Origin of the sequence: Micromonospora mangrovicola (genome assembly GCF_047200535.1) — a bacterium.
Lineage (GTDB): Bacteria > Actinomycetota > Actinomycetes > Mycobacteriales > Micromonosporaceae > Micromonospora.
Window position 1 is genome coordinate 1 of record NZ_JBJZOG010000036.1, and the last position, 24,011, is coordinate 24,011.

Genomic DNA, 24,011 nt, shown 5'->3' on the forward strand with positions numbered 1-24,011 from the left:
TCTTTTCCCCCCCCCCCCCCCCCCTTTTCCCTCCCCCCCCCCCCCCCCCCCCCCCCGGTTCCGCCGGCAGGCCGCGACACGCCTACGATCGGGGGATGCCGCGGTACGCCCGATCGGAGCGCGAGGCGCTCGCCGACCTGCTGCTGGAACTGGGACCGGACGCGCCGACGGTCAACGAGGGGTGGACCACCCGCGACCTGGCGGCGCACCTGCTGGTCCGGGAACGCCGGCCGGACGCCGCGGGCGGCATCCTGCTGCCGCCGCTGCGCCGCTACGGCGAGGCGGTCCGGCGCCGGGTGGCCGCCACGCCGTACGCGGAGCTGGTGGCCCGGGTCCGTCGCCCGCCGGCGTGGAGCCCGCTGAGCAATCCGCTCACCGACGAGCTGGTGAACACCGTGGAGTTCTTCATCCATCACGAGGACGTGCGCCGGGCCCGGCCGGGGTGGCTGCCGCGCGACCTGCCGGACGGCCTGCAGGCGGTGCTGTGGCGGCGGGCCGCGCTGCTGGCCCGGATGGCGTTGCGGCGCTTCCCGGCGGCGCTGCTGGTGCAGGCGCCCGGCTTCGGCGAACTCACCGTCGGGCGCACCGGCGAGCGGCTGCGGCTGGTGGGCGCGCCCGGCGAGCTGGCCCTCTTCCTCTCCGGCCGGCAGCGGGTGTCCCGGGTGCAGGTGGACGGGCCGGCCGCGCCGGCCGAGCGGTTGCGGGCGGCCGACCTGGGCTTCTGACCGGGTGTGCGGGACCGGTCATCGGAAAATGTGAAACGGGACATCACCCAACGACAGGGGACGATTTCCGGTGCCGTACGCTCCTGCCCGCCGCCACACCCCGGGCGGCGGGACAAGGGAGCACGGATGCGGAGCTTCGCCGTCTCGGCACTGCGCGAACCCCCCTACCCGGCACGTCGGCACGCCGCCGTGGACCTGGTCGCCGCCGAGAGCGGGGAATGGGTACGCGAGCTGGGCCTGCTGGACACCCGGGCCGGACTGCGCCGGCTGGGCGGCGCCAACCCGGCCGAACTCGCCGGCCGGGCCTGCCCGGACGCGCCGGTGGAGCGGCTGCGCCTGCTCACCGACCTGATTTCCTGGCTGTTCGTGATGGACGACGCCTGCGACGAGGACGGGTTGGGGGCCAGCCCGACCCGGCTCGCACCCACGGTGGCGCTGCTGCTGGACGTCCTCGACCGGCACGGCGACCCGGACGCGCCGGCGCCGGTCGACGCCGGGCCGCTCGGTGTCGCGCTCGACGACCTGTGTCGCCGGGTTCGCGCCCGACAGCGGCCGACCCTGCTGCTGCGCCTGGTCAGCCAGCTGCGCGAGTACCTGCTGGCGCTGCTCTGGGAGGCGGCCAACCGGGAGCACGGCCGAGTGCCCGGGGTGGCCGAGTATGTGCAGATGCGCCGGCACACCGGCGGCGTCCGGCCCAGCTTCACCCTGACCGACCTGACCCATGACGGCCTGCCGGGTCCGGGCCGGCGGGCCGACCCGACGCTGGCCGCACTGGACGCCCTCGCCGCCGACCTCGTCTGCTGGTGCAACGACATCTTCTCCTACGGCAAGGAGCGGGACCGCTCGTCGGACGTGCACAACCTGGTGGCCACGATCGTGGGCGAGGACGGCCGGGACGAGGGGGCCGCGCTGCGCGCGGCGGCCGCCCGGTTCAACGACGGCCTCGCCGCCTACGCGGAGCGGGAGGCGGTGTTCGCCGGGACGGGCGACGAGTGGGTCCGGGCCTTTCTGACCACCCGGCGCAACTGGATTCGGGCCACGTACGACTGGTCGCTGGCCGCTTCCCGGTACGCGTGAGTCGCGTTCCACGTCCCGGGAAGCCGGTTCGTCGCAGGTGACGAGGGCTAGCCGCTGCCCCGGTGCAGGCAATACCCTTCGGTAACCGCAAAATGGCGTGACCCCCGTCACGTCCCTCCACCGTTGAAGGCGGCTACAACGATGGCTCTCGATGTACCGTACCGTTCCATCCCCGACATGTTCCTCAAGCGCGTGGCGGACACCCCCGACCGGCCCGCGTTCGCTCACCCCGCCCCCGACGACTCGGGACCGGTCTGGCTGAGCTGGGCACAGGTCGGGCAGCGCGCCAAAGCGGTCGCGGCCGGGCTGCACGGGCTCGGCGTCGGCCTGGAGGACCCGGTGGCGATCCTGGCGAACACCCGGCTGGACTGGGTGCTCGCCGACTTCGGCATCATGTGCGCCGGCGGGGCCACCACCACCGTCTACCCGACCACCGAGCCGGAGGACGCGACGTACATCATCGCCGACTCCGGGTCGAAGGTGCTCTTCGCGGAGAACCCGGCCCAGGCGGCGAAGATCGCCGGCGCCACGTTGCCGGCGCTCACCCACGTGGTGCTCTTCGACGGGGAGCCCGACCCGGCCGCCGCCGTCCCGCAGCTCACCCTGGCCGAGTTGACCGAGCGCGGGACGCAGGCGTTGGCGAACGAGCCCGACCTGATCGACATGCTGGTCGCCGGCATCGGCCCGGACCACCTGGCCACCCTGATCTACACCTCGGGCACCACCGGCCGCCCCAAGGGCGTCGAGCTGCTGCACGGCGGCTGGTGCTGGGAGGGCGTGGCGCAGGCCGAACTGGGTCTGCTGCACCCCGACGACCTCCAGTACCTCTGGCTGCCGCTGTCCCACTCGTTCGGCAAGACGCTGCTCTGCGGGGCCACCCACGTCGGCCTGCCCACGTACGTCGACGGCCGGGTGGACAGGCTGGTCGACCTGCTCGGGGTGGTCCGGCCGACGCTGATGTGCGGCGCGCCCCGGGTCTTCGAGAAGGTCTACAACAGGGCGGTCACCACGGCCCAGGACGCCGGCGGCGCGAAGGCCAAGATCTTCGCCTGGGGCGTCGCGGTGGGCAAGGAGAAGGTCGCGCTGGAGCAGGCGGGCAGGCCGGTGCCGACCGGGCTGCGGCTGAAGTACGCGCTGGCCGAGAAGCTGGTCTTCAGCAAGCTCCAGTCCCGGCTCGGCGGCCGGATCCGGGTGCTGGTCTCCGGGGCGGCGCCGCTGAGCAAGGAGATCGCCACGTTCTTCGCCGCCGCGAACCTGCCCATCTCCGAGGGGTACGGCCTCACCGAGACCAGCGCGGGCAACTTCGTCAACCCGCCGGACGGGCTGCGCATCGGTACGGTGGGCCGGGCGATGGGCGACCTGGAGTGCCGGATCGACAGCGACGGCGAGATCCTGGTACGCGGGCGCCCGGTGATGCGGGGCTACCACAACCTGCCCGCGGAGACCGCCGCCGCTTTCACCGAGGACGGCTTCTTCCGCACCGGGGACATCGGCAGCCTCGACGACGACGGTTACCTGCGTATCACCGACCGGAAGAAGGACCTGGTCAAGACCTCGGGCGGCAAGTACATCGCGCCGTCGCACATCGAGGGCATGTTCAAGGCCATCTGCCCGTACACCTCCCAGGCGGTGGTGATCGGGCAGGCGCGCAACTACTGCACCATGCTGGTCACCCTCGACCCGGACGCGATCAAGGGCTGGGCCGCCGGCGGGCCCCTCGATGGCCGCGACTACACCGACATCGTCACGTCGCCGCAGGCACAGGAGATGGTGGACGGCTACGTGGCGGAGCTCAACGCCAAGCTCAATCGCTGGGAGACCATCAAGAAGGTGAGTGTCCTCTCTCGCGATCTCACCATCGAGGACGGCGAGATCACCCCGTCGCTCAAGATCAAGCGCCGGAGCGTGGAGAGCAACTTCGCCACCGAGATCGAGCAGATGTACACCGGCACCCTCGCCGAGCTGTAGCGGTCCCGCGCCGTCCGGCGGCCGTGCCCCACCGTCCCGGGGCACGGCCGCCGGTGCGTTTCCGGGCCGCCGGCCGATCCCGGTTCACAGGTGGCGTCGACGCCACCGGCTCAGATCCACCTCGGCGGCGCGCTGCTCCTCCAGCGCGAGCCGCCGCGCCCGCCGCCGCAGGCCCTTCTCGCTCATTGTCTCGGCCGCCACGGCGACGAGGGTGATGACCGCCAGCAGGCCGAGGGCGACCAGTTCCGGCAGCAGGGCGGCCGGCGGGGCCGCGACGACCAGCACCAGCACGGCCACCACCAGCGGCCGGCGCACCACGTGCAGCGCGAGGAACGCGCAGCCGGCGATGCTGAGCAGATAGAGCGCCACCCCGCCGTAGAAGACGCTGACCCAGAAGCCGCCCAGCGGCACGCCCCACGGCGGACTGCCCGCCTGGGCCGCCTCGGCGAGCAGGTCCTTGAGGGTCAGGGCGAAGAAGATGATCCCGGCGATCATCGGCAGGTGCAGGAAGGTGTACACGTCCCGGGTCAGGCGCAGCCGGGTGGCCGGGTCGCGGGCGTGGTGCAGCGTCTGCTCGATGGCGGCCGCCAGGGTGTCGAAGTACGCCCACCAGAGCGTCGCGATGACCATGATGGCGAGCACGGCCCCGACCACCACCGGCAGGGTCAGCGGCAGCTGGGTGAAGAACCGCGCGCCCAGGCCGAGCGCGATGATCGACTCCCCGAGCGCGATCAGGACCATCAGCGCGTGCCGCTCCGCCCAGTGCCCGGCCGAGAGCACCACCCACCAGGACCGCCCCAGCGTCACCCCGCCCACGTACTCGACCAGCAGCGCCACGGTCCAGAGGGCCAACTGGACCACCACGGCCAACGTCTGGTCACTTAGCCGCTGCGGCACCGTGCCCGCCGCCACCAGCAACGCCGTGCTCGTCACCGGCAGCGCGGCCCGCGGCAGCAGGGAGCGACGCCGGACCGGGTCGCCCCAATCCACCCAGGCGAAGACCGTGAGCTGGACCGCCCGGATCACGAAGTAGCAGCCGGCGAAGACCAGCGGGCCGTACAGGCCACCCGGAGTGTCGACGAACGACCCCGGGATGCTCAGCACCAGCAGGAAGGTCGCGGTGACGGTGACGAAGCCGATCACCGGCAGCAGACCCTGGTCGCCGCGGACGGCGTTGCCGGCCCGGGCGAAGCCGGTCCAGCACCACCAGAGCAGGGCCAGCACCAGCAGGCCGCGGTACAGCTTCAGCGGGGTCGGGTCGGTGGCGGTCAGGCTGGTGACGTTGATGAACGCGAAGACGAACACCAGGTCGAAGAAGAGCTCCAGCCGGGTGGTCCGGGAGCCGGGCGCGGCGCGCTGGACGAGATTCGGCCACCGCCCCCCGACACCGTTCCCCATCCGCGCAGTCTGTCAGCCGGCGGCCCGGCGGAAGCCGGATCCGGGCAGCTCAGGTCCCGGACCGCGAGCGTGGGCCGGCCTCGGAGGGAGCCCGGCGGCCGGGTGGACCGCCGGCGCCGTGCTCGTCGAGGAAGTCGTCGCGCAGCGACCGGCGGGCCGCGCCGAAGAGCACCACCTCGGCGACCACCATCCCGACGACGACGAGCGCGAGCAGCGCCAGGGCGGCCAGCGCCGGCAGGCGGTCGGCCACCGGCACGAGCACCACCAGCAGCACGGCGGCCACCAGCCGGGGCCAGTTGACCGAGCCCATGTTGCGCAGCCGGAACCCCAGGTGGCCGAGCAGGTAGAGGATCACCCCGCCGTAGAGGGCGAGCAGTCCCAGCCCGTGCAGCGGATCGGCGAGCCGGTGGTGGGTGCCGTCCCCGACGTAGGCGAGCACCTTCTTGAACCCGAGCGCGAGCAGGATGATCCCGGTGACCATCGGCAGGTGCAGGTAGGTGTAGGAGTCTCGGCCGAGCGCGGCCCGTTCGGCGCCCTGCGCGCGGGTCAGCACCCGCTCGGCGGCGATCGACACCACGTCGAAGTACGCCCACCACAGTGCGGCGGCCACCGCCACGCCGAGGAAGGACGCCACGATGATCGGCCACGAGATCGGCAGCGCGGTGATCCCGACGCCGATCCCGACCAGGGACTCGCCCAGCGCCACGATGATGATCAGACCGTGTCGCTCGGTCCAGTGCGCGGCCGAGTAGATCTGCCAGCCCGCCGCCCCGATGGCCATGATGCCGGCGTAGTCGACGGCGAGGGCGAGCACCCAGAGCAGGGTCCGCAGCGCGACGATCCGGCCCGGGTCGTCGGTGAGCTGCTGGGGCAGCAGCGCCGCGGTGAACAGCAGGAGCGCCCCGCCCAGCATCGGCAGGGCGGCCCGCAGCAGCTGCCGGCGCAGGCCGTCGTCACCCCGGGCGGCGTGCCAGTAGATGACCAGGTGCAACACCCGGACGACCAGGTAGCAGGAGGCGAAGACGACCGGACCGGGCAACCCGCCGGGCAGGTCGACGAAGGCTTCCGGGATGGTCGCGGCGACCACGAACATGGTGCCCATCACCGCGAACAGGACCACCCGGACCACGCCCTCGTCGGCCCGGACCGTGTTCCCGAGCCAGGCGTAGCAGCACCAGCACCACCAGAGCAGGGCCAGCACCAGCAGGCCCCGGCCCAGCCCGGGCCCGGTCAGGTCGGCCGCCATCAGCGCGGTCACCTGGGTGAGCGCGTAGACGAAGACCAGGTCGAAGAAGAGTTCGAGGGGAGTGACCGAGGCGCCCTCGGTCATCACCCGCATCCGCGCCGCGCGCCGCGTCCCGTCAGTCACGGCGGACAGTGTGGCAGCCCGGCGCACCGCCCGGTGTCCCCGCGCGGCGTGCGCCGTCGTCCCACCCCGCCGCGGTCAGGCGATGACCGAGGGCTCCCGCCACTGCGGACGGCCGGTCCGGTCCAGGTCGTAGCGGACTGCGGCGAGCCGCCCGACGGCCTCGACCAGGTCCGTGGCGGGCAGCGTGAAGGGCAGCCGGAGGAACCGCTCGAGGGTGCCGTCCAGGCCGAACCGGGGCCCGGGTGCCAGGCGTACGCCGACCTCCTCGGCGGCGCGGGCCAGCGCACTGGAGATCGGGCCGTCCAGCTCCGCCCAGAGCGTGACGCCGCCGCGCGGCGCGGTGACCCGCCAGTCGGGCAGCCGCTCGGCGAGCGCGGCGACGAGGGCGTCCCGCTGGGCGGCGAGCTGGGTCCGCCGGGCGGCCACGATGGCCGGCGCGTCGGCGAGCAGGTGCACCGCGACGAGCTGGTCGAGCACCGGGCTGGACATGTCGACGCCAACCCGGGCGGCGGCGAGCCGCTGCACCTGCGGCGCGGACGCCCGCACCCAGCCGATCCGCAGCCCACCCCAGTACGGCTTGCTCATCCCGCCGATGCTGATCACCCGGGAGTGCCGGTCGAACGTCGCGACCGGCGGCGGCAGCTCGGTGCCGTCCAGCGGCAGGTCCACGAAGGACTCGTCGATGACCAGGTCGGTACCGGCCGCGTGGGCGGCGCCGACGAGCCGCTCGCGCAGCTCGGTCGCCATCAGGTGCCCGGTGGGGTTCTGGAACTCCGGGATCAGGTACGCCACCTTGGGCCGGCCCTGCCGGATACTGCCCAGCAGCAGGTCGGCGTCCCAGCCGACGCCGTCGGTGGCGAGTCCGTGGGTGGTGATCCGGGCCCGCCGGGCCGACAGTGCGGCGAGCGCGTTGGGGTAGGTCGGCGACTCCACCAGCACCCCGCCGCCGGGCGACAGGGCCAGCCGCAGCACCAGGTCCAGTGCGTGCTGGGTGCCGCTGGTGACCATGATCTGTTCGGGACTGGTCGGCAGCCCGCGCGCGGTGTACGAGCAGGCCACCGCCTCGCGCAGCTCGATGATGCCGGTCGGGTGGTAGCCGGCCCCGCCCAGGTAGCGCGGCAGGTCCTCGGCGGCGGTCCGGGCCGCCGACAAAAGCTGCGGGGGCGCGGCGAGCGCGGCCACCCCGAGATCGATCATGTCCCGGTCGTCCAGCGGGGTCCAGAGCCCGGTGCTGGCCATCCGGTGGGTGCCCGGCAGCATGGTCCAGCTCCCGGCACCCCGCCGGCTGGCCAGGTGGCCGCTCTCACGCAGTTCCCGGTAGGCGGCGGTGACCGTGGTCCGGCTGATCCGCAGCGCCTCGGCCAGCTCCCGCTCGGCCGGCAGTCGCACCCCGAGGGGGAGCCGGCCGTCGGCGAGCAGGCCCCGCACGGCGGCGGCTAGCGCGGCGTAGTCGGGGCTGCGCCGACGGCCCGGGAGAGCGTGCCACTGACCGAGGAGCCGAGCCAATTGGACGCCGCGCACCTGACTCGTCATGGCCACGCCTCCCGAATTGGCTCTGTCGACGCTCATATTGGCCCCTAGGGTGGCATGTATGGCAGCGATTGGCAATCTCCGGTACCGGCCCGCCCGGCGGCTGACCCAGCTCTACGCGGGACTCACCCTCTACGGCGTCAGCATGGCGCTGATGGTGCGGTCCGGGCTCGGCCTCGACCCGTGGGACGTCTTCCACCAGGGCGTGGCCCGGCAGACCGGGCTCTCCATCGGCACGGTCACCATCGCCGTCGGCGCGCTGGTCCTGCTGCTCTGGATCCCGCTGCGACAGCGGCCCGGCCTCGGCACGGTCAGCAACGTCGTGGTGATCGGCCTGGTGGTGGACGCCACCCTGGCCCTGCTGCCGACCGGGAGCGGGCTGCCGGTCCGGATCGGGCTGCTGCTCGTCGGGATCGTCGCCAACGGCGCCGCCACCGGCCTCTACCTGGGCGCGGCGCTCGGCCCCGGCCCGCGCGACGGGCTGATGACCGGGTACGTCGCCCGCCGCCCCGGCCGCTCGATCCGGCTGGTCCGGACCGCCATCGAGGTCACCGTGCTGGCCCTCGGCTGGCTGCTCGGCGGCACGGTCGGCCTCGGCACCGTCGCGTACGCGCTGGCCATCGGGCCCCTCGCGCAACTGTTCATCCCGCTCTTCGCGGTGCCCCCGCGGCCGGCCACGCCCGAGCCGGTGGTCGGCTGCGCCGCGCCCGCGGCCGGTGAGCTGGCCTGACCGGGGCGGCTCCCCGGGCCGCCGGCGAAACCCGGTCCGGGCACGCAGGGTGACCGACGGGACAGCCGACCGCCACGGGGTGGGACGGCGGCCAGCCCGCTGAGCTGCGGCGACGTCCGAGGCCGAAACCGGGTGTTTTCTCCGCCGTCGACGCCGGGCATCATTCCTGCATGGGGGAGAACGGATGGCGCTGGACCGACGCCTGGATCTTCGTCTCGCTGGTGATCGCCAGCGGTGCCGGCCGGCACCGCCGATCGGCCTCCACACGCCGGCCCGAGGGCGTACGCCTGACTGACGTCCTCTCCACCGCCGACCACCTCAACCGGTCAATTCCCGAGCGGCACGAGCTGGAGACGGCGGTCCGTCGGCTGGTCGGCGCCGGTCTGGTCAGTGTCGCCGACGGCTGGTTCCGGATCACCCCGGACGGCGAGCGGCTCTGGCGTACCCGGCCCAGCGCCGGGGTGGGGACCATGGTGGACACCGTGCAGGGGGTGCTCAGCCGGCGGCACATCCCGGGTGAGTCCGACTGGAGCCTCGACGAGGACGACCACGCCGCCGCGGTGCAGGAGTATGTCGTCCGCTCGATCCCGATGCCACGCCGCTCCCCCGAGGGCCGCGCCAGCGGCTCCTGACGCCGGTCAGCGGACCGGGTGGCCGGCGCTGCGCAGGGCGTCCTTGACCTCGCCGACGGTCAGCTCGCCGAAGTGGAAGACGCTGGCCGCGAGCACCGCATCGGCGCCCGCGCCGATGGCCGGCGGGAAGTGCGCCACCTCGCCGGCCCCGCCGCTGGCGATCACCGGCACGTCGACGACCTGCCGGACGGCCTGGATCAGCGACAGGTCGAAGCCGCTCTTGGTGCCGTCGGCGTCCATCGAGTTGAGCAGGATCTCCCCCGCGCCCAGCTCGGCGCCGCGCGCCGCCCACTGCACCGCGTCCAGGCCGGTGCCCCGGCGCCCGCCGTGGGTGGTCACCTCGAAGCCGCTGGACGTGGTGCCGGCCGGGGCCCGCCGCACGTCGAGGGAGAGCACCAGCACCTGCCGGCCGAACCGGTCGGCGATCTCGGCGATCAGCCCGGGACGGGCGATGGCGGCCGTGTTCACGCCGACCTTGTCCGCGCCGGCCCGCAGCAACGTGTCGACGTCGGCCACCTGCCGGATGCCGCCACCGACGGTGAGCGGGATGAAGACCGACTCGGCGGTGCGGCGGACCACGTCGAGCATGGTCCCCCGGTCGCTCGAGGAGGCGGTGACGTCGAGGAAGGTCAGCTCGTCGGCGCCGGCACGGTCGTAGGCCGCGGCCAGCTCCACCGGGTCACCGGCGTCGCGCAGGTCGAGGAAGTTGACCCCCTTGACCACCCGTCCGGCGTCCACGTCCAGACAGGGGATCACCCGTACCGCCACCGTCATGTCGCGAGCCTATCCAACGCGTACGGCCCGGCGGCCGGCCCGAGGGGGCCGGCCGCCGGGAACGAGGCCGGGGTCACACCCGGACGAGCATCTTGCCCAGGTTCTCGCCGCGCAGCATGCCGAGGAACGCCTCCGGGGCGTTCTCGATGCCGTCGACCACCGTCTCGTCGTACGAGATCTTGCCGTCGCGCAGCCAGCCGGCCATCTCCTGGACGAACTGCTCGCGCAGGTGGCCGTGGTCACCCACCAGGAAGCCGCGCAGGGTGAGCCGCTTGCCGATCACCAGCGCCAGGTTGCGCGGTGCGGCGGGCGGCTCGGTGGCGTTGTACTGCGCGATCATGCCGCAGATGGCGGCCCGGCCGTGCAGGTTCATCGCGCCGATGGCGGCTTCCAGGTGCTCGCCGCCGACGTTGTCGAAGTACACGTCGACGCCGTCCGGCGCGGCGGCCCGGAGCTGCTCGGAGACCGGGCCGTCGTGGTAGTTGAAGGCGGCGTCGAAGCCGAGCGCCTTCAGCCGCTCGACCTTGGCCGGGGAGCCGGCGCTGCCGATCACCCGGCCCGCGCCGCGCAGCTTGGCGATCTGGCCGACCATGCTGCCCACCGCGCCGGCCGCGCCGGAGACGAAGACCGTCTCGCCGGGCTTCATGGCCGCCACCTCGAGCAGGCCGGCGTACGCGGTGAGCCCGGTCATACCCAGCACGCTCAGGTACGCGCTCACCGGCGCCAGGTTCGGGTCGACCCTGCGGGCCGCCTTGGCGTCGACCAGCGCGTACTCGCGCCAGCCGAGACCGTGCAGGACGGTGTCGCCGGGCTTGACGCCGTCGGCCTCGCCGGCCACCACCTCGCCGATCGCGCCGCCGTCGAGCGGGGCGTCGAGCTGGAACGGCGGCACGTACGACTTCACGTCGTTCATCCGGCCGCGCATGTAGGGGTCGACCGAGATGAACCGGTTGCGGACCACGATCTGGCCGGGACCCGGGGTCGGCACCTCGGAGGTGACGAGGCGGAAGTTGTCCGCGGTCGGCCAGCCCTGCGGGCGCGACGCCAGGTGGATCTCACGGTTGGTGGTCACAGCGACTCCCGGACGGTGCGGGCGACCTCGATGTTTCCCCGGGTCGCGTTCGAGTAGGGGCAGACCTGGTGAGCCTGCTCCACGAGCTGCTCGGCGGCGGTCCGCTCGACGGCGGGCAGGTCCACGACCAGCGTGACGGCCAGCCCGAAGCCGCCGCTGCCGTTCGGGCCGATACCCACCTCGGCCTCCACGACCGAGCCGGAGACGTCCACCTTCGCCCGGCGGGCGACCAGCCGCAGCGCGGAGTGGAAGCAGGCCGCGTAGCCGGCGGCGAAGAGCTGTTCCGGGTTGGCCGCGCCGCCGGCGCCGCCCATCTCCTTCGGGATGGCCAGGTCAAGGTCCAGGGTGCCGTCCGAGGTACGGACGTGGCCGTCCCGGCCGTCCCCGGTCGCCCGGGCCGACGCGGTGTAGAGCGCCTGCATGGTGGTCACTGCTCCTTCTGTCGGTGGATCGTCTCGGTGACCCGGGTGAGGGTGTCGCGGAGGGCGACCAGCTCGGCCTCGGTGAGGCCGGTCGCGCGGGCCACCCGCAGCGGCACCTCGTCCATCCGCTCCCGCAGGGCCCGCCCCTGCGTGGTGAGGCCCACCTCGACCCGGCGCTCGTCCCGCGCGGCGCGGTTGCGCACCACGAAGCCCGCCGCCTCCAACCGCTTGAGCAGCGGGGAGAGCGTGCCGGAATCCAGCCGGAGCTGGGCGCCGAGTTCGGAGACCGTGGGGGCGTCGTCGCCGCGCTCCCAGAGCACCAGCAGCACCAGGTACTGCGGGTAGGTCAGCCCGAACTCGTCGAGGATGGGCCGGTAGACGTCGGTGAGGGCGCGCGACGCCGCGTAGAGGGCGAAGCACACCTGCCGGCGCAGCACCAGGTCATCGGTCACGCCCCGAACCGTAGCGCACAATTAAGTTGTGCACAATTCATTCGGCCGCGACGTGACCACGGCCACCACCCCCGCGGTGATTCCGACCCCGACCGCCGCTGGCGGCGCGGCGCGGTCCCCGGGTCGGTCAGCCTTCGGGAAGCCAGGCCTCCAGCTCGACCTCGACCAGGTGGTCCGGGTCGATCAGGCCGGCCACCACCACCATGGTCGCCACCGGGCGGACCGCCCCGAACACCGCGTTGTGCGCCCGACCCACCTCGTCGGCGTACATCCGATCGGTCACGTACATCCGGGTCCGGATCACGTCCGCCGGCCCCGCCCCCACCTCGGCCAGCGCGTCCAGGCCGATCCGCAGCGCCTGGGCGGTCTGCGCCGCCGCGTCCCCGACGTGCGCCACCGCGCCGTCGACCGTGGCGGTGCAGCCCGCGGTGATCGCCAGGTTCCCCACCCGGACCACCCGGGAGTAGCCGTACCCGGCCTCCCAGGGGCCACCTGAGCCGAGGCGGACGACGCTCGGCCCTTCACTCTCGACGGTCGTCACGCCGCGGCCCGCAGGGCGGCGAGCGCCTCGGCGACCGTGAAGGCCCCCGCGTACAGCGCCTTGCCGGCGATCACACCCTCCACGCCAACCTGCTCCAGGGTGGCCAGGGCGCGCAGGTCGTCCAGGGTCGAGACGCCCCCCGAGGCGATCACCGGGGCGTCGGTGACGGCGCAGACCGCACGCAGCAGATCCAGGTTCGGGCCGCGCATGGTGCCGTCCTTGGTGATGTCCGTGACGACGTAGCGGGAGGCGCCGGCCTTGTCCAGGCGCGCCAGCACCTCGTACAGGTCGCCGCCGTCACGGGTCCAGCCACGCGCGGCGAGGGTACGCCCGCGCACGTCCAGCCCGATCGCCACCCGGTCGCCGTACTCGCCACAGATCCGGTCGCACCACTCCGGGTCCTCCAGAGCGGCGGTGCCGATGTTCACCCGGGCCGCGCCGGTGCCCAGGGCGGCCCGCAGCGACGCGTCGTCGCGGATCCCGCCGGAGAGCTCCACCTTGACGTCCAACCTGCCCACCACGTCGGCGAGCAGGGCGGCGTTGGAGCCCCGACCGAACGCGGCGTCCAGATCGACCAGGTGGATCCACTCCGCGCCGTCGGACTGCCAGGCCAGGGCCGCCTCCAGCGGTTCGCCGTACGCGGTCTCGCTGCCGGCGGCGCCCTGCACGAGCCGGACGGCCTGGCCGTCGGCGACGTCCACGGCGGGCAACAGGGTGAGGCTCAAGACTCTCCTCCTCGGTTCAGGTACGACGGTCCAGGGCGATCACCACGATCGCCGGCAGGACCAGCAGCAACAGCACGACCAGCGCAAGCCGCAGCGCCAGGTCGTCGACGAAACTCCAGATGCCGGCCAGCGCCGCCCCGGTGAGCAGCACGATCGCCGCCCGCTCGCCCCGGGTGTGCCGGTTCAGCCGGCCGGTCCGCCCCCGGCGCAGCGTCGGGGTCAGTCGGCGGACCAGAGCACGGCGCCGCTGCCGGCGGGCCGCCTTGCGGGCGCGGGCGGCGCGCTCGGCCGCCGCCTGGGCCTGCCGGGCCTCCCGACGTCGGGCCCGCTCCTTGCTCACCGGACCACCACGGCCGGCGGCTCACTCCTCGCGCTCACAGGGCCAGCCTGGGTGAGCGACTGCGGGGCTCGCAAACCCGGCTCACTCCTCGCGCTCACAGGGCGGCGAGCCAGTTGCGCAGCAGGACGGCGCCGGTGTCGGCCGACTTCTCCGGATGGAACTGGGCCGCCGAGAGCGGACCCCGCTCCACCGCGGCGACAAATTCGGTGCCGTGCTCCGCCGTCGTCACCGCCGCGCCCCCGGCGGTCAGGCCGGCGAAGTCGGTCACCCCGTACGAGTGGACGAAGTAGAACCGGGCGTCGTACGGCAGCCCGGCGAAGAGCACCGAGCCCGCCGGGGCGTGCACGGTGTTCCAGCCCATGTGCGGTAGCCGCTCGGCGGGCAGCCTCGTCACGCCGCCGGGCAGCAGCCCGAGCCCCTTGGTCACCACCCCGTGCTCCTCGCCGTGTTCGAAGAGCACCTGCATGCCGACGCAGATGCCGAGCACCGGGCGACCGGCGGCGACCCGCTCGGCGATGACCGGGCCCGCGCCGAGCGCCTCGATCCCGGCCATGCAGGCGGCGAAGGCACCGACGCCCGGCACCACCAGGCCCTCGGCCCCGGCGGCGGCGGTCAGGTCGTCGGTGACGGTGACGGCCGCGCCGACCCGCTCCAGGGCGCGCTCGGCCGACCGCAGGTTGCCCGAGCCGTAGTCGAGCACCACGACACGCTTACCCATCAGCCCTCCACCGGTAGCAGCCAGAGCAGTCCGCCGGCGGTGGCCAGCGCGGCCAGCAGCCCGGTGACCACCACCGCCGGGCGCGACGCGCCCTGCTTGTACAGCGACCACGCGCCACCGACCAGCAGCCCGGCCAGGATCAGCAGCAGCATCGGCAGGATCTGGCCCATCAGAGCGCGCCCTTCGTGCTGGGCACCACGCCCGCGTTGCGCGGGTCGATCCCGCTGGCCTCGCGCAGCGCCCGGGAGACCGCCTTGAACTGGGCCTCGACCACGTGGTGGGCGTCTGGGTGGCCGCCGGGACGGGCCGCGCGCAGCACGTCCACGTGCAGGGTGATCCGGGCCGCCTGGCCGAAGGACTCCCAGATGTGCCGGGTCATGCTGGTCGGATAGACCGGGCCGATGTACGGCGCGAGCGCCGGCTCGTCGTGCACCACGTACGGCCGGCCGGAGAGGTCGACGGCGGCCCGGACCAGCACCTCGTCCATCGGGACGGTGGCCGAGCCGTACCGCCGGATGCCGGCCTTGTCCCCCAGCGCCCGGTCGAACGCGGCGCCCAGGGCGAGCGCGGTGTCCTCCATCGTGTGGTGGGCGTCGATCTCCAGGTCGCCCATGGTGTGCACGGTCAGGTCGAAGCCGCCGTGCCGGGCGATCTGGTTCAGCATGTGGTCGTAGAAGCCGACGCCGGTCTCGATGTCGGCCTTGCCGGTGCCGTCGAGGTCGATCTCGACGAGGACCTTGGTCTCCTTGGTGACCCGCTCGATCCGGGCAGTACGGCTCATGATGGCAGCTTCTCCATGGCGGACAGGAAGGCGTCGGTCTCGGCGGGGGTACCGGCGGTGACCCGCAGCCAGCCGGGCAGGCCGACGTCGCGGACCAGCACGCCGGCGTCGAGCAGGGTGCGCCAGGCGCCGGCCTGGTCGCCGCCGACCTCGAAGAGCACGAAGTTGGCGTCGCTGTCGGCGACCCGGTGGCCCCGGGCGCGCAGCTCGGCCACGATCCGGTCCCGCTGCTCCATGATCGCGACGACGGCGCCGAGCAGGGCGTCGCGGTGCGCGAGGGCCGCGCGGGCGGCAGCCTGGGTGAGCGCGGAGAGGTGGTACGGCAGCCGGACGAGCTGCACCGCCTGCACCACCGCCGGGTCGGCGGCCAGGTAGCCGAGCCGTCCGCCGGCGAAGCCGAACGCTTTGCTCATCGTCCGGGTGACCACCAGCCGGGGGTGGCCGGGCAGCACGGCGAGCGCGCTGACCGTGCCGGGCCGGGCGAACTCGGCGTACGCCTCGTCCACGACGACCATGCCGGGCGCCTCGTCCAGCACGGCGGCGACCACAGCCGGGTCGAGCGCGGTGCCGGTCGGGTTGTTCGGCGAGCAGAGGAAGACCACGTCGGGCCGGTGCGTGCGGACCTGGGCGACCGCCTCGTCGGCGGTGAGGCCGAAGTCTGCGCCCCGGGCGGCCGGGATCCAACCGGTGCCGGTGCCGAGCGCCAGCAGCGGGTGCATCGAGTAGGCCGGGGTGAAGCCGAGCGCGGTACGCCCCGGGCCGCCGAACGCCTGGAGCAGCTGCTGCTGGATCTCGTTGGAGCCGTTCGCCGCCCAGACCTGGTCGACGGTGAGCCCGTGGCCCAGGTACGCCGCCAGGTCGGCACGGAGCGCCACCGCGTCCCGGTCCGGGTAACGGTTGAGGTCGCGCAGCTCGGCCGCCAGGGCCTTGCCGAGGGCGTCCACCACCGCGTCGGGCACCGGGTAGGAGTTCTCGTTGGTGTTCAGCCGGACCGGCACGTCGAGCTGCGGCGCCCCGTACGGCTTCAGGCCCCGCAGGTCGTCCCGGATCGGCAGGTCACCGAGGGTGGTCACGAGCTCTCCCCCGGGAAGCGCACGCTGACCGCCCGCCCGTGCGCCGGCAGGTCCTCGACCCCGGCCAGGGTCACCACGTGCGGGGCGACCTCGCGCAGCGCGTCCTGGCTGTACTCCACCAGGTGGATGCCGCGCAGGAAGGACTGCACCGACAGCCCGGAGGAGTGCCGGGCGCAGCCGCCGGTGGGCAGCACGTGGTTGGAGCCGGCGCAGTAGTCGCCGAGCGACACCGGCGACCAGGCCCCCACGAAGACCGCCCCGGCGTTGCGGACCCGCAGCGCCCACTCGCGGGCGCGCTCCGTCTGGATCTCCAGGTGCTCGGCCGCGTACGCGTCGACCACCTGCAGCCCCGCCGCGAGGTCGTCGACCAGGACGACGCCGCTCTGCTCGCCGCCGAGCGCGGTGGCGATCCGCTCGGTGTGCTTGGCCGCCGGCACCTGCCGGGCCAGCTCCACGTCGACCGCGTCGGCGAGCGCCACCGACGGGGTGACCAGCACGCTGGCCGCGAGGGGGTCGTGCTCGGCCTGGCTGATCAGGTCGGCGGCGACGTGCGCCGGGTCGGCGGTGTCGTCGGCGAGGATGGCGATCTCGGTGGGTCCGGCCTCGGCGTCGATGCCGACCACACCGCGCAGCAGCCGCTTGGCGGCGGTGACCCAGATGTTGCCCGGGCCGGTGATCATGTCGACCGGATCGCAGCGCTCGGCGCCGTCCGGGTCGACGGTCGACCCGTACGCCAGCATCGCGACCGCCTGGGCGCCGCCGACCGCGTAGACCTCGTCGACGCCGAGCAGCGCGCAGGCGGCGAGGACCCGCTGGTCGGGCAGGCCGCCGATGTCCTTCTGGGGCGGGCTGACCACCACCAGCGAGCGCACCCCGGCCACCTGGGCGGGGACCACGTTCATCACCACTGTCGACGGGTACATGGCCAGGCCGCCGGGGACGTACAGACCGACCCGGTCGACCGGCACCCAGCGCTCGGTCACCGTGCCGCCGGGCACCACCTGGGTGGTGTGGTCGATCCTGCGCTGGTCGGCGTGCACCTTGCGGGCCCGGGTGATCGACTCCAGCAACGCCGCCCGGACCTGCGGGTCGAGCGTCCCCTCGGCCGCCCTGATCGCCGCCAGCGGCACCCGCAGGCGCTCGGGGGAGATGCCGTCGAACCGTTCACTCGCCTCCCGGATCGCCGGGTACCCATGCTCCCGGACCGCCTCCACGAGGGGACGGATCCGCTCGACGGCCACGGAGACGTCGAGCTGGGCACGGGGCAGCAGGCGGCGCGGGTCGGGCACCCCGCCGCGCAGGTCGATCCGATTCAGCACCCTTGCGAGTCTAGGCGGCCGGTCCGCCGCCCGGCCCGCGCCGCCCGTACGCCGGGACGGTGAGCCGGGACACGCCGGGCGGGCGAGATCGGGATACGCTCGGACCCGTGACCGCACGGCTGCCGGTGTTCCCGCTGGGGACGGTCCTCTTTCCCGGGCTGGTCCTCCCGCTGCACATCTTCGAGGAGCGCTACCGGGCGCTGGTGCGCCACCTGGTCGGGCTGCCCGAGGGCGCGCCCCGCGAGTTCGGGGTGGTGGCGATCCGGGCCGGCTGGGAGGTGGCCCCGGCCGGGCCGCCGAGCCGGCCCACGCTCGGTGGCGGGGAGGTCACGCTGCACGAGGTGGGCTGCACCGCCGAGCTGCGGCAGGTCACCGAGCTGGCCGACGGCGGGTACGACATCGTCACGGTGGGGCGGCGCCGGTTCCGCGTCGCCGGGGTCGACTCCGGTGCCGCGCCGTACCTGACCGCCGAGGTGGAGTGGCTGCCCGAACCGGCCGGCACGGACGAGGTGGCCGACCTGCTCGCCGCCCGGGTGATCTCGGTGTTCCGGCAGTACCTGAGCCTCGTCCGGCCGGACCCGCAGGAGATCTCCGAGCAGTTGCCGGAGGACCCGACCGTGCTGTCGCACCTGGTCGCCGCCACCGCCGCGCTGACCGTCGCCGACCGGCAGCGGCTGCTCGCCATCGACGACACCGCCGCCCGGCTCCGCGCCGAGCTGCGGCTGCTCAGCCGGGAGGCTGCCCTGCTGCGCCAGGTCCGGGCCGTGCCGGTGCCGCTCAGCGAGCTGGCCGGTCCCCCGGCGCCGAACTGATCCCCGGGCCGGCCGGCGGCCAGCCACCGGACTCCGGACCGGGCGGCGGCCAGCCGGCGTCGAGTTCCGGCTCCGGGCGCAGCGACGGCCACCGCGACCAGCCGGCCAGCAGGGTGTACGTCACCGCCGCGCCGAACGCCGGCAGCAGCAGGTTGCCGTGCGGCACGGGCAGCAGGCCGTACCAGTCGATCCCGCCGGCGCGCAGGTCGGCCGGCTTGGTGAAGGCTGTCCCGGCCGGGGCGCCGGCCAGCAGCCGGTGGTACGTGTCCAGCCCGATCCGGCGGCCCACCTGCCAGGCCACCACCGCCGCGCCGATCCCGCCGAGGGCCCCGGCGACCAGCCCGAGCGGCCCGCGCCGGCGACGCAGCAGGAACCAGAGCGCGATCGCCACGAGCACTCCGAAGCCGAGTCCGAGCAGGCTGAACCAGCCGTCGGCGGCGATCGGCTGCTCCGGCTGCGGCGTGACGTAGATCGCACCCTCGGCGGTCTTCTGCACCGGGGTGTCCGGTGCCACCTTTGCCCAGAGCAGGCCCAGCGGCGCGCCCAGCACGCTCACCAGCAGCGCGACGGCCAGGGTGGTCCCGACCGCGCGGAGCCGGCCGGTGGGCCGTGCGGCGGCGGGTGCCGTGCCGACCAGGCCCGGGTACCCGGCGAGCGGGTCCGCGCCGGGCGCGGTGACCGGGGTGCCGGCGGGCACCGGCAGGCCGGCCGGCCAGTCGGGCAGCTCGGTCCCGGCCCCGTCCGCCCCGGCGGCGGGCCGGTCGGGCGGCGGCGTGGGGCGGGCGGAGGGCTCCGGACCGCCGGCCGGGCGGTCGGCGGCACCGGGTGCGCCGGGACGGTCGGCGGCCCGCTCGGGATCAGGGGTGTCCGGACTCACCCGGTGATCCTCTCAGGCGACGGGCCGGCGCGGGGCGGCGGTGGCGGTCAGCGGACGAACGGTTCCAGCATCACCGCGGCGGCCTTGAGCCACGCCTGCCGGGTCTCGGCCTGGAGCTGGTGGTACTCGATCGACGAGCCGGTCTCCAGGGCCGGGTCGTAGGGCACCACCGCGACCGCCCGTGTGCGGGTGGCGAAGTGCCGCTCCAGGTCGTCCTGGAGCGCACTGCGCCCCGGGGTCGGGCAGGAGATCAGGGTGACGGCGTTGTCGGCCAGCTCGCCCATCCCGACCTCGTGCAGCAGGTCGAGCATCCAGTCCGCGCTGAACGCGGCGTCCTCGCGCGGCACGGTGGTCACCACGAGCTGGTCGGCGGCCTGCATGACGGTCCGCCAGTTCGGGCTCTCCACGTTGTTGCCGGTGTCCACGCAGACCACCTCGTGGGTCCGCCGCAGCAGCTCCAGCACCCGCTTGACGGTGAACTGGTCGAGCCGCTGGGCGAACCGCGGGCTCTCCTCGCCGGCGAGCACGTCGTACGAGCCGTCGGAGGCGTGCCGCAGGTAGTCGTCGAGGCGCTCCAGCAGGGTGTTGCCCTCCAGGATCTCGATCTGCGCGAGGTCTTGGACCAGGTGCCGGACGGTGCGGGCGTGCCGGGCGCTGCCGGCGCGCAGGCCGAGGGTGCCGCGCAGCTCGTTGTCGTCCCAGGCGAGCACCCCGCGCCCGCGGACGCTGCCCACGGTGGCGGCGCCGAGCACGGTGGCGGTGGTCTTGTGCACCCCGCCCTTCGGGTTGGCGAAGGCGAGCACCCGGGGGCCGCCCAGCTCGCGCCGGAGCACCGCGACGGCCCGCTCCAGCTCGCTCTCCGGCTCGGAGGCGCGCCACTCGACCCGGGCCGGCTCCACCCGGGCCGGGTAGCCCTCGGCGGGCTGGTACGTCGGGACGGGCGCGACCGGCTCGGGGTAGGTCGGCTCCGGCGCCGGGAGGGTTTCCGGCCGGTACCGGCCCCGTTCCAGCAGCGCGTACCGGGACTCCGCCGGCGGTGGCTCCGGCCGGTAGCCGTTGTCGAGCAGCGCGTACCGGGAGTCGACGGAGGCGGTGCCCCGGCCACGCGCCTCGGGCTCCGGGTAGTCCTGCCGGTAGGCCGGCTCGGCCTGCCAGGGCCGGTCCGCGCGCTGCTCCGGCTCGCTGCGGTACGCGGGCTCCGCCCGGTAGGACGGCTCGCCGCCATACTCCGGTTCGAGCCGGTAGGCCGGCTCCACCCGGTAGGTCGCCTCGACCCGGTAGGACTGCTCGCCGCCGTACACCGGCTCGGTCGGCTGCCCGGGCGGCTGCGCCCGGCCGGTCCAGCCGTTGCCGGCGGCCCGCCGTGGCAGTGGCTCGCCGGGCGGCGGCGGGCGTTCCTCGGCCCGACGCTCCGCCTCGGCCTGCTCCGCGCCGCGGCCACTGAGCCGCGCCCGGTCGAGCAGCGCCCGCCACCTCGGCGCCGGCTCTGCCTGCCGACCCCAGCCGGTCTCGCTGCCGTCCAAGGCTTCGCCCTCCCCCAGCCCATCGATCTCCGCCTGACAGGCTACGAACGAAACCCTATTCGGACCACACCCAGGTTCGCACATCGCCTGGTGGCTCTCCTCACCGCCGGATCGGGCCGCCGCCCGCGGCGGGCACGTCTCAGGAGGTGGGAGCGGGGTTGGGCGGTCCGGCACCCGCCACGGGCCCACCACCATCCGGTGACGGTCCACTCACCGTCGGTGCGGCTTCCGACGAATCGCCCATTCCGGGGCGCGGGGTCGGCTCGGCCAGCCCGCTGTCGACCGGCGGCCGGGCCACGTCCCGCTGCTCGGGCAGCGGTGGCGTGAACACCGTGCGGTCCAGCCGCCGGACCTCCGGCGCCGGGTCCACCCCACGCACGGCGGGGCGGGTGGCCAGGGCCCGCAAGGCGTCCGGGGCGTCCCGCACCACCGCGGCGTACACGCAGGCGCAGCCCGCCCGGTAGGCGGCCGCCTCCCGGGACGAGACCGACGCCCCCGTGCCGTACACCCGGCGCAGCCCCGGATCGGCGGAGGCCGCCGGGGCGGCGGCGCGCGCCCGGTAGTCGGCGGCCTCCCGGTCCTTGCGGTCGGCCAGCTCGGCCATCCCGGCGACCACGTCGTCGGGCAGCCGCATCGCGGCGAGCCGGACGATCTCCGTCTGCCGCCCGGGCAGCGGCACCCGGGCGACCACCGCGGAGACCGGCGTCCCGCCCAGCGCGGTGGCCGTCTGCGCCGGGGTCAGGTACCGGGCGAACGAGACCAGGGCCCAACTGCCGGGCGACGCGGCGTCGAGCCGGGCCAACTGGTCGGCGGCGGTGCGCAGGTAGGCCGGGATGGCGTCGCCGTCGGCCACGCCCACCCGGGTGACCTCCCCGACCGTCCGGTCCCCGACCGGCTCGTCCCGCCGCTGCAGCACGGCGACGATCAGGACCAGCAACGCGCAGCCGAGCGCGATCCAGGTGAGCGGGTTGGACCGGGACGGACGCGGCGGTACGTCGGGGGGCACGTGCTTTCCCTCGGGTGCTCGGTGGGCTCAGTCGCGGAGGATCTCCAGCGCCCGGGCCAGGTCGTCCGGGTACTCGCTGACGAAGGTGACCTCGTCACCCGTGCGCGGGTGCAGGAAGCTCAGCGACCGGGCGTGCAGCCACTGCCGGGCCAGCCCCAGCCGGGCCGAGAGGGTCGGGTCGGCGCCGTAGGTCAGGTCACCCACGCAGGGGTGGCGCAGCGTGGAGAAGTGCACCCGGATCTGGTGGGTCCGCCCGGTCTCCAGCCGCACGTCGAGCAGGCTGGCCGCCGGGAACGCCTCCAGGGTGTCGTAGTGGGTGATGCTCGGCTTGCCGCCGGAGACGACCGCCCAGCGGTAGTCGTGGTGCGGGTGCCGGTCGATCGGCGCGTCGATGGTGCCGCGCAGCGGGTCCGGGTGACCCTGCACCACCGCGTGGTAGCGCTTCTCCACCTCGCGGTACTTGAACGCCCGCTTCAACGCGGTGTACGCCTGTTCGCTCTTGGCCACCACCATGATCCCGGTGGTGCCCACGTCGAGCCGGTGCACCACGCCCTGCCGCTCGGCGGCGCCGCTGGTGGAGATCCGGTGGCCGATCCCGGCCAGCCCGCCGATCACCGTCGGGCCGGTCCAGCCGGGGCTGGGGTGGGCGGCGACGCCGACCGGCTTGTCCACCACGACGATGTCGTCGTCCGCGTAGACCACGGTCAGGCCCGGCACCGCCTGCGGCACCACGGTCGGCGGGGCGGCCGGCGCGGGCAGCGTGACCTCCAGCCACGAGCCGGCCTTGACCTTGTGCGAGTTGGGCCGGGCCGCGCCGTCAACCAGCGCGTCCCCGGCGTCGACCAGCGCCGCGGCGGCGGTGCGGGAGAGCCCGAAGAGCCGGGCGACGGCCTGGTCCAGGCGCATGCCGTCGAGGCCGTCCGGGACGGGCAGGGACCGGTGGTCGCCGCCGGCGGCGAAGACGGAGGTCACGCCCGCTCCCGCTGCTCGGCGGGCGCGTCGCCGCCGGACCGCTCGGCGGCGGCCCGCGAGCCGTCCCGCTGCCGGCCGGTGAGCTCCAGGATCACCGCGAGCACGACCCCGCAGACCAGCGAGCTGTCGGCCAGGTTGAACACCGGCCACACCTGCCCGTACGGGTCGAAGAGGCTGACCATGTCGACCACGTGGCCGACGAAGTGCCCCGGCGCCCGGAAGATCCGGTCGGTGAGGTTGCCCAGGGCGCCGCCCAGCACCAGGCCGAGCGAGACGGCCCACGGCAGCGAGCGCAGCCGCAGCGACATCCAGGCGATCCAGCTGATCACGCCGATGGTGATCAGCGGGAAGACCCAGGTGTGGCCGGAGCCGATGCTCCAGGCCGCGCCGCTGTTGCGGGTCAGGGTCAGGTAGACGGTGCCGCCGAGCAGCGACATCGGGCCCCGGCCGGTGAGGGACGAGAGCGCGAGCTGCTTGGTCACCAGGTCGGCGACGAGGGCGATCAGGGCGACGCCGAGGAGGACCCCGACCGCCTTGCGGCGGGGCGTGCCACCGGCCGACTCAGCGGTGCCGGACCCGGTGGGCGGTGCTGCGGTCATCTGCTCCCCATCGACGCTCTCGACGGCGCTGGCGCGCCGTCCACCTACGGCCGCCGGGGAGCGGTCTCAGCGCCGCTCCTCCAGCTGCTTGCAGGTCACGCAGAGGGTGGCCGACGGGAACGCGGCGAGCCGCTCCACCGGGATCGGGTTGCCGCACCGCTCGCACCAGCCGTACCCACCCTCGTCGAGCCGCTCCATGGCGCGCTCGACCTGCGTGATCCGCTCCTTGATGCTGTTGGCGAGAGAGATCTCCTGCTCCCGCTCGAACGTCTTCGTGCCCGTGTCGGCCTGGTCGTCCCCGGCCGAGTCGGTCAGCCGGTCGCGTTGCAGCTCGGTGATCTCACTCAGCGTCTGATCGTACTCGGCATTCAGCTCGTCCCGCCGCGCCGCCAGGGCCGCCCGGATCTTCTCGGTCTCCGCCGCGCTGCGGGTGGCCTTCGCCGCCGGCTTGCGGCCGGTGGTCTTGATGTCGGCTGGCTTCGCCATCGTCAGCTCCCTCAGCCGCGTACCGCGGCGGTCGGCGGTTCCTGGTCAGGGTCACCGGTATCGGTACCCCAGGTACGAAACGGGCGCGCG

The 24,011-nt window shown here is 74.4% G+C and carries 27 protein-coding genes; 6 read left to right on the forward strand and 21 right to left on the reverse strand.

The genetic code is table 11. From position 1 onward, the window contains the following. Positions 1–95 precede the first annotated feature (95 nt). The 3 genes from ACL02O_RS16520 (at position 96) to ACL02O_RS16530 (ending at position 3,770) form a co-directional block, all read left to right on the forward strand. Positions 96–725, forward strand: a complete 630-nt coding sequence (locus ACL02O_RS16520; protein ID WP_412818962.1) for a TIGR03085 family metal-binding protein — start codon at positions 96–98, stop codon at positions 723–725. A gap of 126 nt (positions 726–851) precedes the next feature. Beyond that, the gene (locus tag ACL02O_RS16525; RefSeq protein WP_412818963.1) at positions 852–1,802 is read left to right on the forward strand and encodes a terpene synthase family protein; all 951 of its coding nucleotides are present in this window, start codon (positions 852–854) and stop codon (positions 1,800–1,802) included. A gap of 141 nt (positions 1,803–1,943) precedes the next feature. Continuing rightward, positions 1,944–3,770, forward strand: a complete 1,827-nt coding sequence (locus ACL02O_RS16530) for an AMP-dependent synthetase/ligase (RefSeq protein WP_412818964.1) — start codon at positions 1,944–1,946, stop codon at positions 3,768–3,770. Positions 3,771–3,854: 84 nt separating this feature from the next. Here the strand turns inward: ACL02O_RS16530 and ACL02O_RS16535 are convergent, their stop codons facing one another. The 3 genes from ACL02O_RS16535 to yczR form a co-directional block, all read right to left on the reverse strand. Then, complete coding sequence (locus tag ACL02O_RS16535) at positions 3,855–5,168, reverse strand: low temperature requirement protein A (RefSeq protein ID WP_412818965.1); 1,314 nt, start codon at positions 5,166–5,168, stop codon at positions 3,855–3,857. A 49-nt stretch (positions 5,169–5,217) separates the two neighbouring features. After that, entirely contained in the window at positions 5,218–6,537 is a 1,320-nt protein-coding gene (locus ACL02O_RS16540) for a low temperature requirement protein A (RefSeq protein WP_412818966.1), read from the reverse strand. A 75-nt stretch (positions 6,538–6,612) separates the two neighbouring features. Continuing rightward, positions 6,613–8,070, reverse strand: coding sequence for a MocR-like transcription factor YczR (gene yczR, locus ACL02O_RS16545; protein ID WP_412818967.1), 1,458 nt, complete (start codon positions 8,068–8,070; stop codon positions 6,613–6,615). A gap of 58 nt (positions 8,071–8,128) precedes the next feature. Here yczR and yczE point away from each other — a divergent pair, with 58 nt between their 5' ends. Then, positions 8,129–8,797, forward strand: coding sequence for a membrane protein YczE (yczE, locus tag ACL02O_RS16550; RefSeq protein ID WP_412818968.1), 669 nt, complete (start codon positions 8,129–8,131; stop codon positions 8,795–8,797). Positions 8,798–8,967: 170 nt separating this feature from the next. Then, entirely contained in the window at positions 8,968–9,429 is a 462-nt protein-coding gene (locus ACL02O_RS16555; RefSeq protein WP_412818969.1) for a hypothetical protein, read from the forward strand. A 6-nt stretch (positions 9,430–9,435) separates the two neighbouring features. On the opposite strand, the gene hisF is transcribed toward ACL02O_RS16555, so the two are convergent. The 12 genes from hisF to hisD all read right to left on the reverse strand — a co-directional run bounded on the left by hisF (position 9,436) and on the right by hisD (position 17,646). After that, complete coding sequence (hisF, locus tag ACL02O_RS16560) at positions 9,436–10,203, reverse strand: imidazole glycerol phosphate synthase subunit HisF (protein ID WP_412818970.1); 768 nt, start codon at positions 10,201–10,203, stop codon at positions 9,436–9,438. Positions 10,204–10,276: 73 nt separating this feature from the next. Continuing rightward, positions 10,277–11,275 (reverse strand): NADP-dependent oxidoreductase, encoded by a 999-nt coding sequence (locus ACL02O_RS16565; RefSeq protein WP_412818971.1) that lies wholly within the window; start codon positions 11,273–11,275, stop codon positions 10,277–10,279. Further along, entirely contained in the window at positions 11,272–11,697 is a 426-nt protein-coding gene (locus ACL02O_RS16570) for an organic hydroperoxide resistance protein (RefSeq protein ID WP_412819021.1), read from the reverse strand. The genes ACL02O_RS16565 and ACL02O_RS16570 overlap by 4 nt, the downstream gene beginning before the upstream one ends. Positions 11,698–11,702: 5 nt before the next feature. After that, complete coding sequence (locus ACL02O_RS16575; protein ID WP_412818972.1) at positions 11,703–12,149, reverse strand: MarR family winged helix-turn-helix transcriptional regulator; 447 nt, start codon at positions 12,147–12,149, stop codon at positions 11,703–11,705. A 127-nt stretch (positions 12,150–12,276) separates the two neighbouring features. Then, positions 12,277–12,690 carry a RidA family protein gene (locus ACL02O_RS16580; protein WP_412818973.1) on the reverse strand — a complete coding sequence of 138 codons (414 nt, stop codon included), beginning with the start codon at positions 12,688–12,690 and terminating at the stop codon, positions 12,277–12,279. Continuing rightward, on the reverse strand, positions 12,687–13,415 hold the full coding sequence (priA, locus tag ACL02O_RS16585) for a bifunctional 1-(5-phosphoribosyl)-5-((5-phosphoribosylamino)methylideneamino)imidazole-4-carboxamide isomerase/phosphoribosylanthranilate isomerase PriA (protein WP_412818974.1): 729 nt from the start codon (positions 13,413–13,415) through the stop codon (positions 12,687–12,689). Before priA ends, ACL02O_RS16580 begins: the two co-directional genes overlap by 4 nt. A gap of 16 nt (positions 13,416–13,431) precedes the next feature. Continuing rightward, entirely contained in the window at positions 13,432–13,755 is a 324-nt protein-coding gene (locus ACL02O_RS16590; RefSeq protein ID WP_412818975.1) for a hypothetical protein, read from the reverse strand. A 94-nt stretch (positions 13,756–13,849) separates the two neighbouring features. Beyond that, positions 13,850–14,473, reverse strand: a complete 624-nt coding sequence (gene hisH, locus ACL02O_RS16595) for an imidazole glycerol phosphate synthase subunit HisH (protein WP_412818976.1) — start codon at positions 14,471–14,473, stop codon at positions 13,850–13,852. Further along, the gene (locus ACL02O_RS16600) at positions 14,473–14,643 is read right to left on the reverse strand and encodes a hypothetical protein (protein WP_412818977.1); all 171 of its coding nucleotides are present in this window, start codon (positions 14,641–14,643) and stop codon (positions 14,473–14,475) included. The genes hisH and ACL02O_RS16600 overlap by 1 nt, the downstream gene beginning before the upstream one ends. Continuing rightward, on the reverse strand, positions 14,643–15,254 hold the full coding sequence (gene hisB / locus ACL02O_RS16605) for an imidazoleglycerol-phosphate dehydratase HisB (protein ID WP_412818978.1): 612 nt from the start codon (positions 15,252–15,254) through the stop codon (positions 14,643–14,645). Before hisB ends, ACL02O_RS16600 begins: the two co-directional genes overlap by 1 nt. Beyond that, positions 15,251–16,327 carry a histidinol-phosphate transaminase gene (locus ACL02O_RS16610; RefSeq protein WP_412818979.1) on the reverse strand — a complete coding sequence of 359 codons (1,077 nt, stop codon included), beginning with the start codon at positions 16,325–16,327 and terminating at the stop codon, positions 15,251–15,253. The genes hisB and ACL02O_RS16610 overlap by 4 nt, the downstream gene beginning before the upstream one ends. Then, positions 16,324–17,646 (reverse strand): histidinol dehydrogenase, encoded by a 1,323-nt coding sequence (gene hisD / locus ACL02O_RS16615; RefSeq protein ID WP_412818980.1) that lies wholly within the window; start codon positions 17,644–17,646, stop codon positions 16,324–16,326. The genes ACL02O_RS16610 and hisD overlap by 4 nt, the downstream gene beginning before the upstream one ends. Positions 17,647–17,753: 107 nt before the next feature. Between hisD and ACL02O_RS16620 the strand changes: the two genes are divergently transcribed. Then, positions 17,754–18,458 carry an LON peptidase substrate-binding domain-containing protein gene (locus ACL02O_RS16620; RefSeq protein ID WP_412818981.1) on the forward strand — a complete coding sequence of 235 codons (705 nt, stop codon included), beginning with the start codon at positions 17,754–17,756 and terminating at the stop codon, positions 18,456–18,458. On the opposite strand, the gene ACL02O_RS16625 is transcribed toward ACL02O_RS16620, so the two are convergent. The 6 genes from ACL02O_RS16625 to ACL02O_RS16650 all read right to left on the reverse strand — a co-directional run bounded on the left by ACL02O_RS16625 (position 18,424) and on the right by ACL02O_RS16650 (position 23,921). Then, entirely contained in the window at positions 18,424–19,335 is a 912-nt protein-coding gene (locus ACL02O_RS16625; protein WP_412818982.1) for a DUF2567 domain-containing protein, read from the reverse strand. The two genes, ACL02O_RS16620 and ACL02O_RS16625, sit on opposite strands and share 35 nt — an antisense overlap. Positions 19,336–19,382: 47 nt before the next feature. Further along, positions 19,383–20,858 (reverse strand): MinD/ParA family ATP-binding protein, encoded by a 1,476-nt coding sequence (locus tag ACL02O_RS16630; RefSeq protein WP_412818983.1) that lies wholly within the window; start codon positions 20,856–20,858, stop codon positions 19,383–19,385. 139 nt (positions 20,859–20,997) lie between these two features. Beyond that, positions 20,998–21,864 carry a hypothetical protein gene (locus ACL02O_RS16635; RefSeq protein ID WP_412818984.1) on the reverse strand — a complete coding sequence of 289 codons (867 nt, stop codon included), beginning with the start codon at positions 21,862–21,864 and terminating at the stop codon, positions 20,998–21,000. 27 nt (positions 21,865–21,891) lie between these two features. Continuing rightward, complete coding sequence (locus ACL02O_RS16640; protein ID WP_412818985.1) at positions 21,892–22,836, reverse strand: RluA family pseudouridine synthase; 945 nt, start codon at positions 22,834–22,836, stop codon at positions 21,892–21,894. After that, entirely contained in the window at positions 22,833–23,435 is a 603-nt protein-coding gene (lspA, locus tag ACL02O_RS16645; protein ID WP_412818986.1) for a signal peptidase II, read from the reverse strand. Before lspA ends, ACL02O_RS16640 begins: the two co-directional genes overlap by 4 nt. Before the next feature lie 66 nt (positions 23,436–23,501). Continuing rightward, positions 23,502–23,921 (reverse strand): TraR/DksA family transcriptional regulator, encoded by a 420-nt coding sequence (locus ACL02O_RS16650; RefSeq protein WP_412818987.1) that lies wholly within the window; start codon positions 23,919–23,921, stop codon positions 23,502–23,504. Positions 23,922–24,011: the final 90 nt, after the last annotated feature.

What these genes read in the sequence shown, in the direction of transcription:
- ACL02O_RS16520 (WP_412818962.1), top strand. Translation starts at nt 96, where the DNA reads ATGCCGCGGTACGCCCGATCGGAGCGCGAGGCGCTCGCCGACCTGCTG.
- ACL02O_RS16525 (WP_412818963.1), top strand. Translation starts at nt 852, where the DNA reads ATGCGGAGCTTCGCCGTCTCGGCACTGCGCGAACCCCCCTACCCGGCA.
- ACL02O_RS16530 (WP_412818964.1), top strand. Translation starts at nt 1,944, where the DNA reads ATGGCTCTCGATGTACCGTACCGTTCCATCCCCGACATGTTCCTCAAG.
- ACL02O_RS16535 (WP_412818965.1), bottom strand. Translation starts at nt 5,168, where the DNA reads ATGGGGAACGGTGTCGGGGGGCGGTGGCCGAATCTCGTCCAGCGCGCC.
- yczR (WP_412818967.1), bottom strand. Translation starts at nt 8,070, where the DNA reads ATGACGAGTCAGGTGCGCGGCGTCCAATTGGCTCGGCTCCTCGGTCAG.
- yczE (WP_412818968.1), top strand. Translation starts at nt 8,129, where the DNA reads ATGGCAGCGATTGGCAATCTCCGGTACCGGCCCGCCCGGCGGCTGACC.
- ACL02O_RS16555 (WP_412818969.1), top strand. Translation starts at nt 8,968, where the DNA reads ATGGGGGAGAACGGATGGCGCTGGACCGACGCCTGGATCTTCGTCTCG.
- hisF (WP_412818970.1), bottom strand. Translation starts at nt 10,203, where the DNA reads ATGACGGTGGCGGTACGGGTGATCCCCTGTCTGGACGTGGACGCCGGA.
- ACL02O_RS16570 (WP_412819021.1), bottom strand. Translation starts at nt 11,697, where the DNA reads ATGCAGGCGCTCTACACCGCGTCGGCCCGGGCGACCGGGGACGGCCGG.
- hisH (WP_412818976.1), bottom strand. Translation starts at nt 14,473, where the DNA reads ATGGGTAAGCGTGTCGTGGTGCTCGACTACGGCTCGGGCAACCTGCGG.
- ACL02O_RS16600 (WP_412818977.1), bottom strand. Translation starts at nt 14,643, where the DNA reads ATGGGCCAGATCCTGCCGATGCTGCTGCTGATCCTGGCCGGGCTGCTG.
- hisB (WP_412818978.1), bottom strand. Translation starts at nt 15,254, where the DNA reads ATGAGCCGTACTGCCCGGATCGAGCGGGTCACCAAGGAGACCAAGGTC.
- lspA (WP_412818986.1), bottom strand. Translation starts at nt 23,435, where the DNA reads ATGACCGCAGCACCGCCCACCGGGTCCGGCACCGCTGAGTCGGCCGGT.
- ACL02O_RS16650 (WP_412818987.1), bottom strand. Translation starts at nt 23,921, where the DNA reads ATGGCGAAGCCAGCCGACATCAAGACCACCGGCCGCAAGCCGGCGGCG.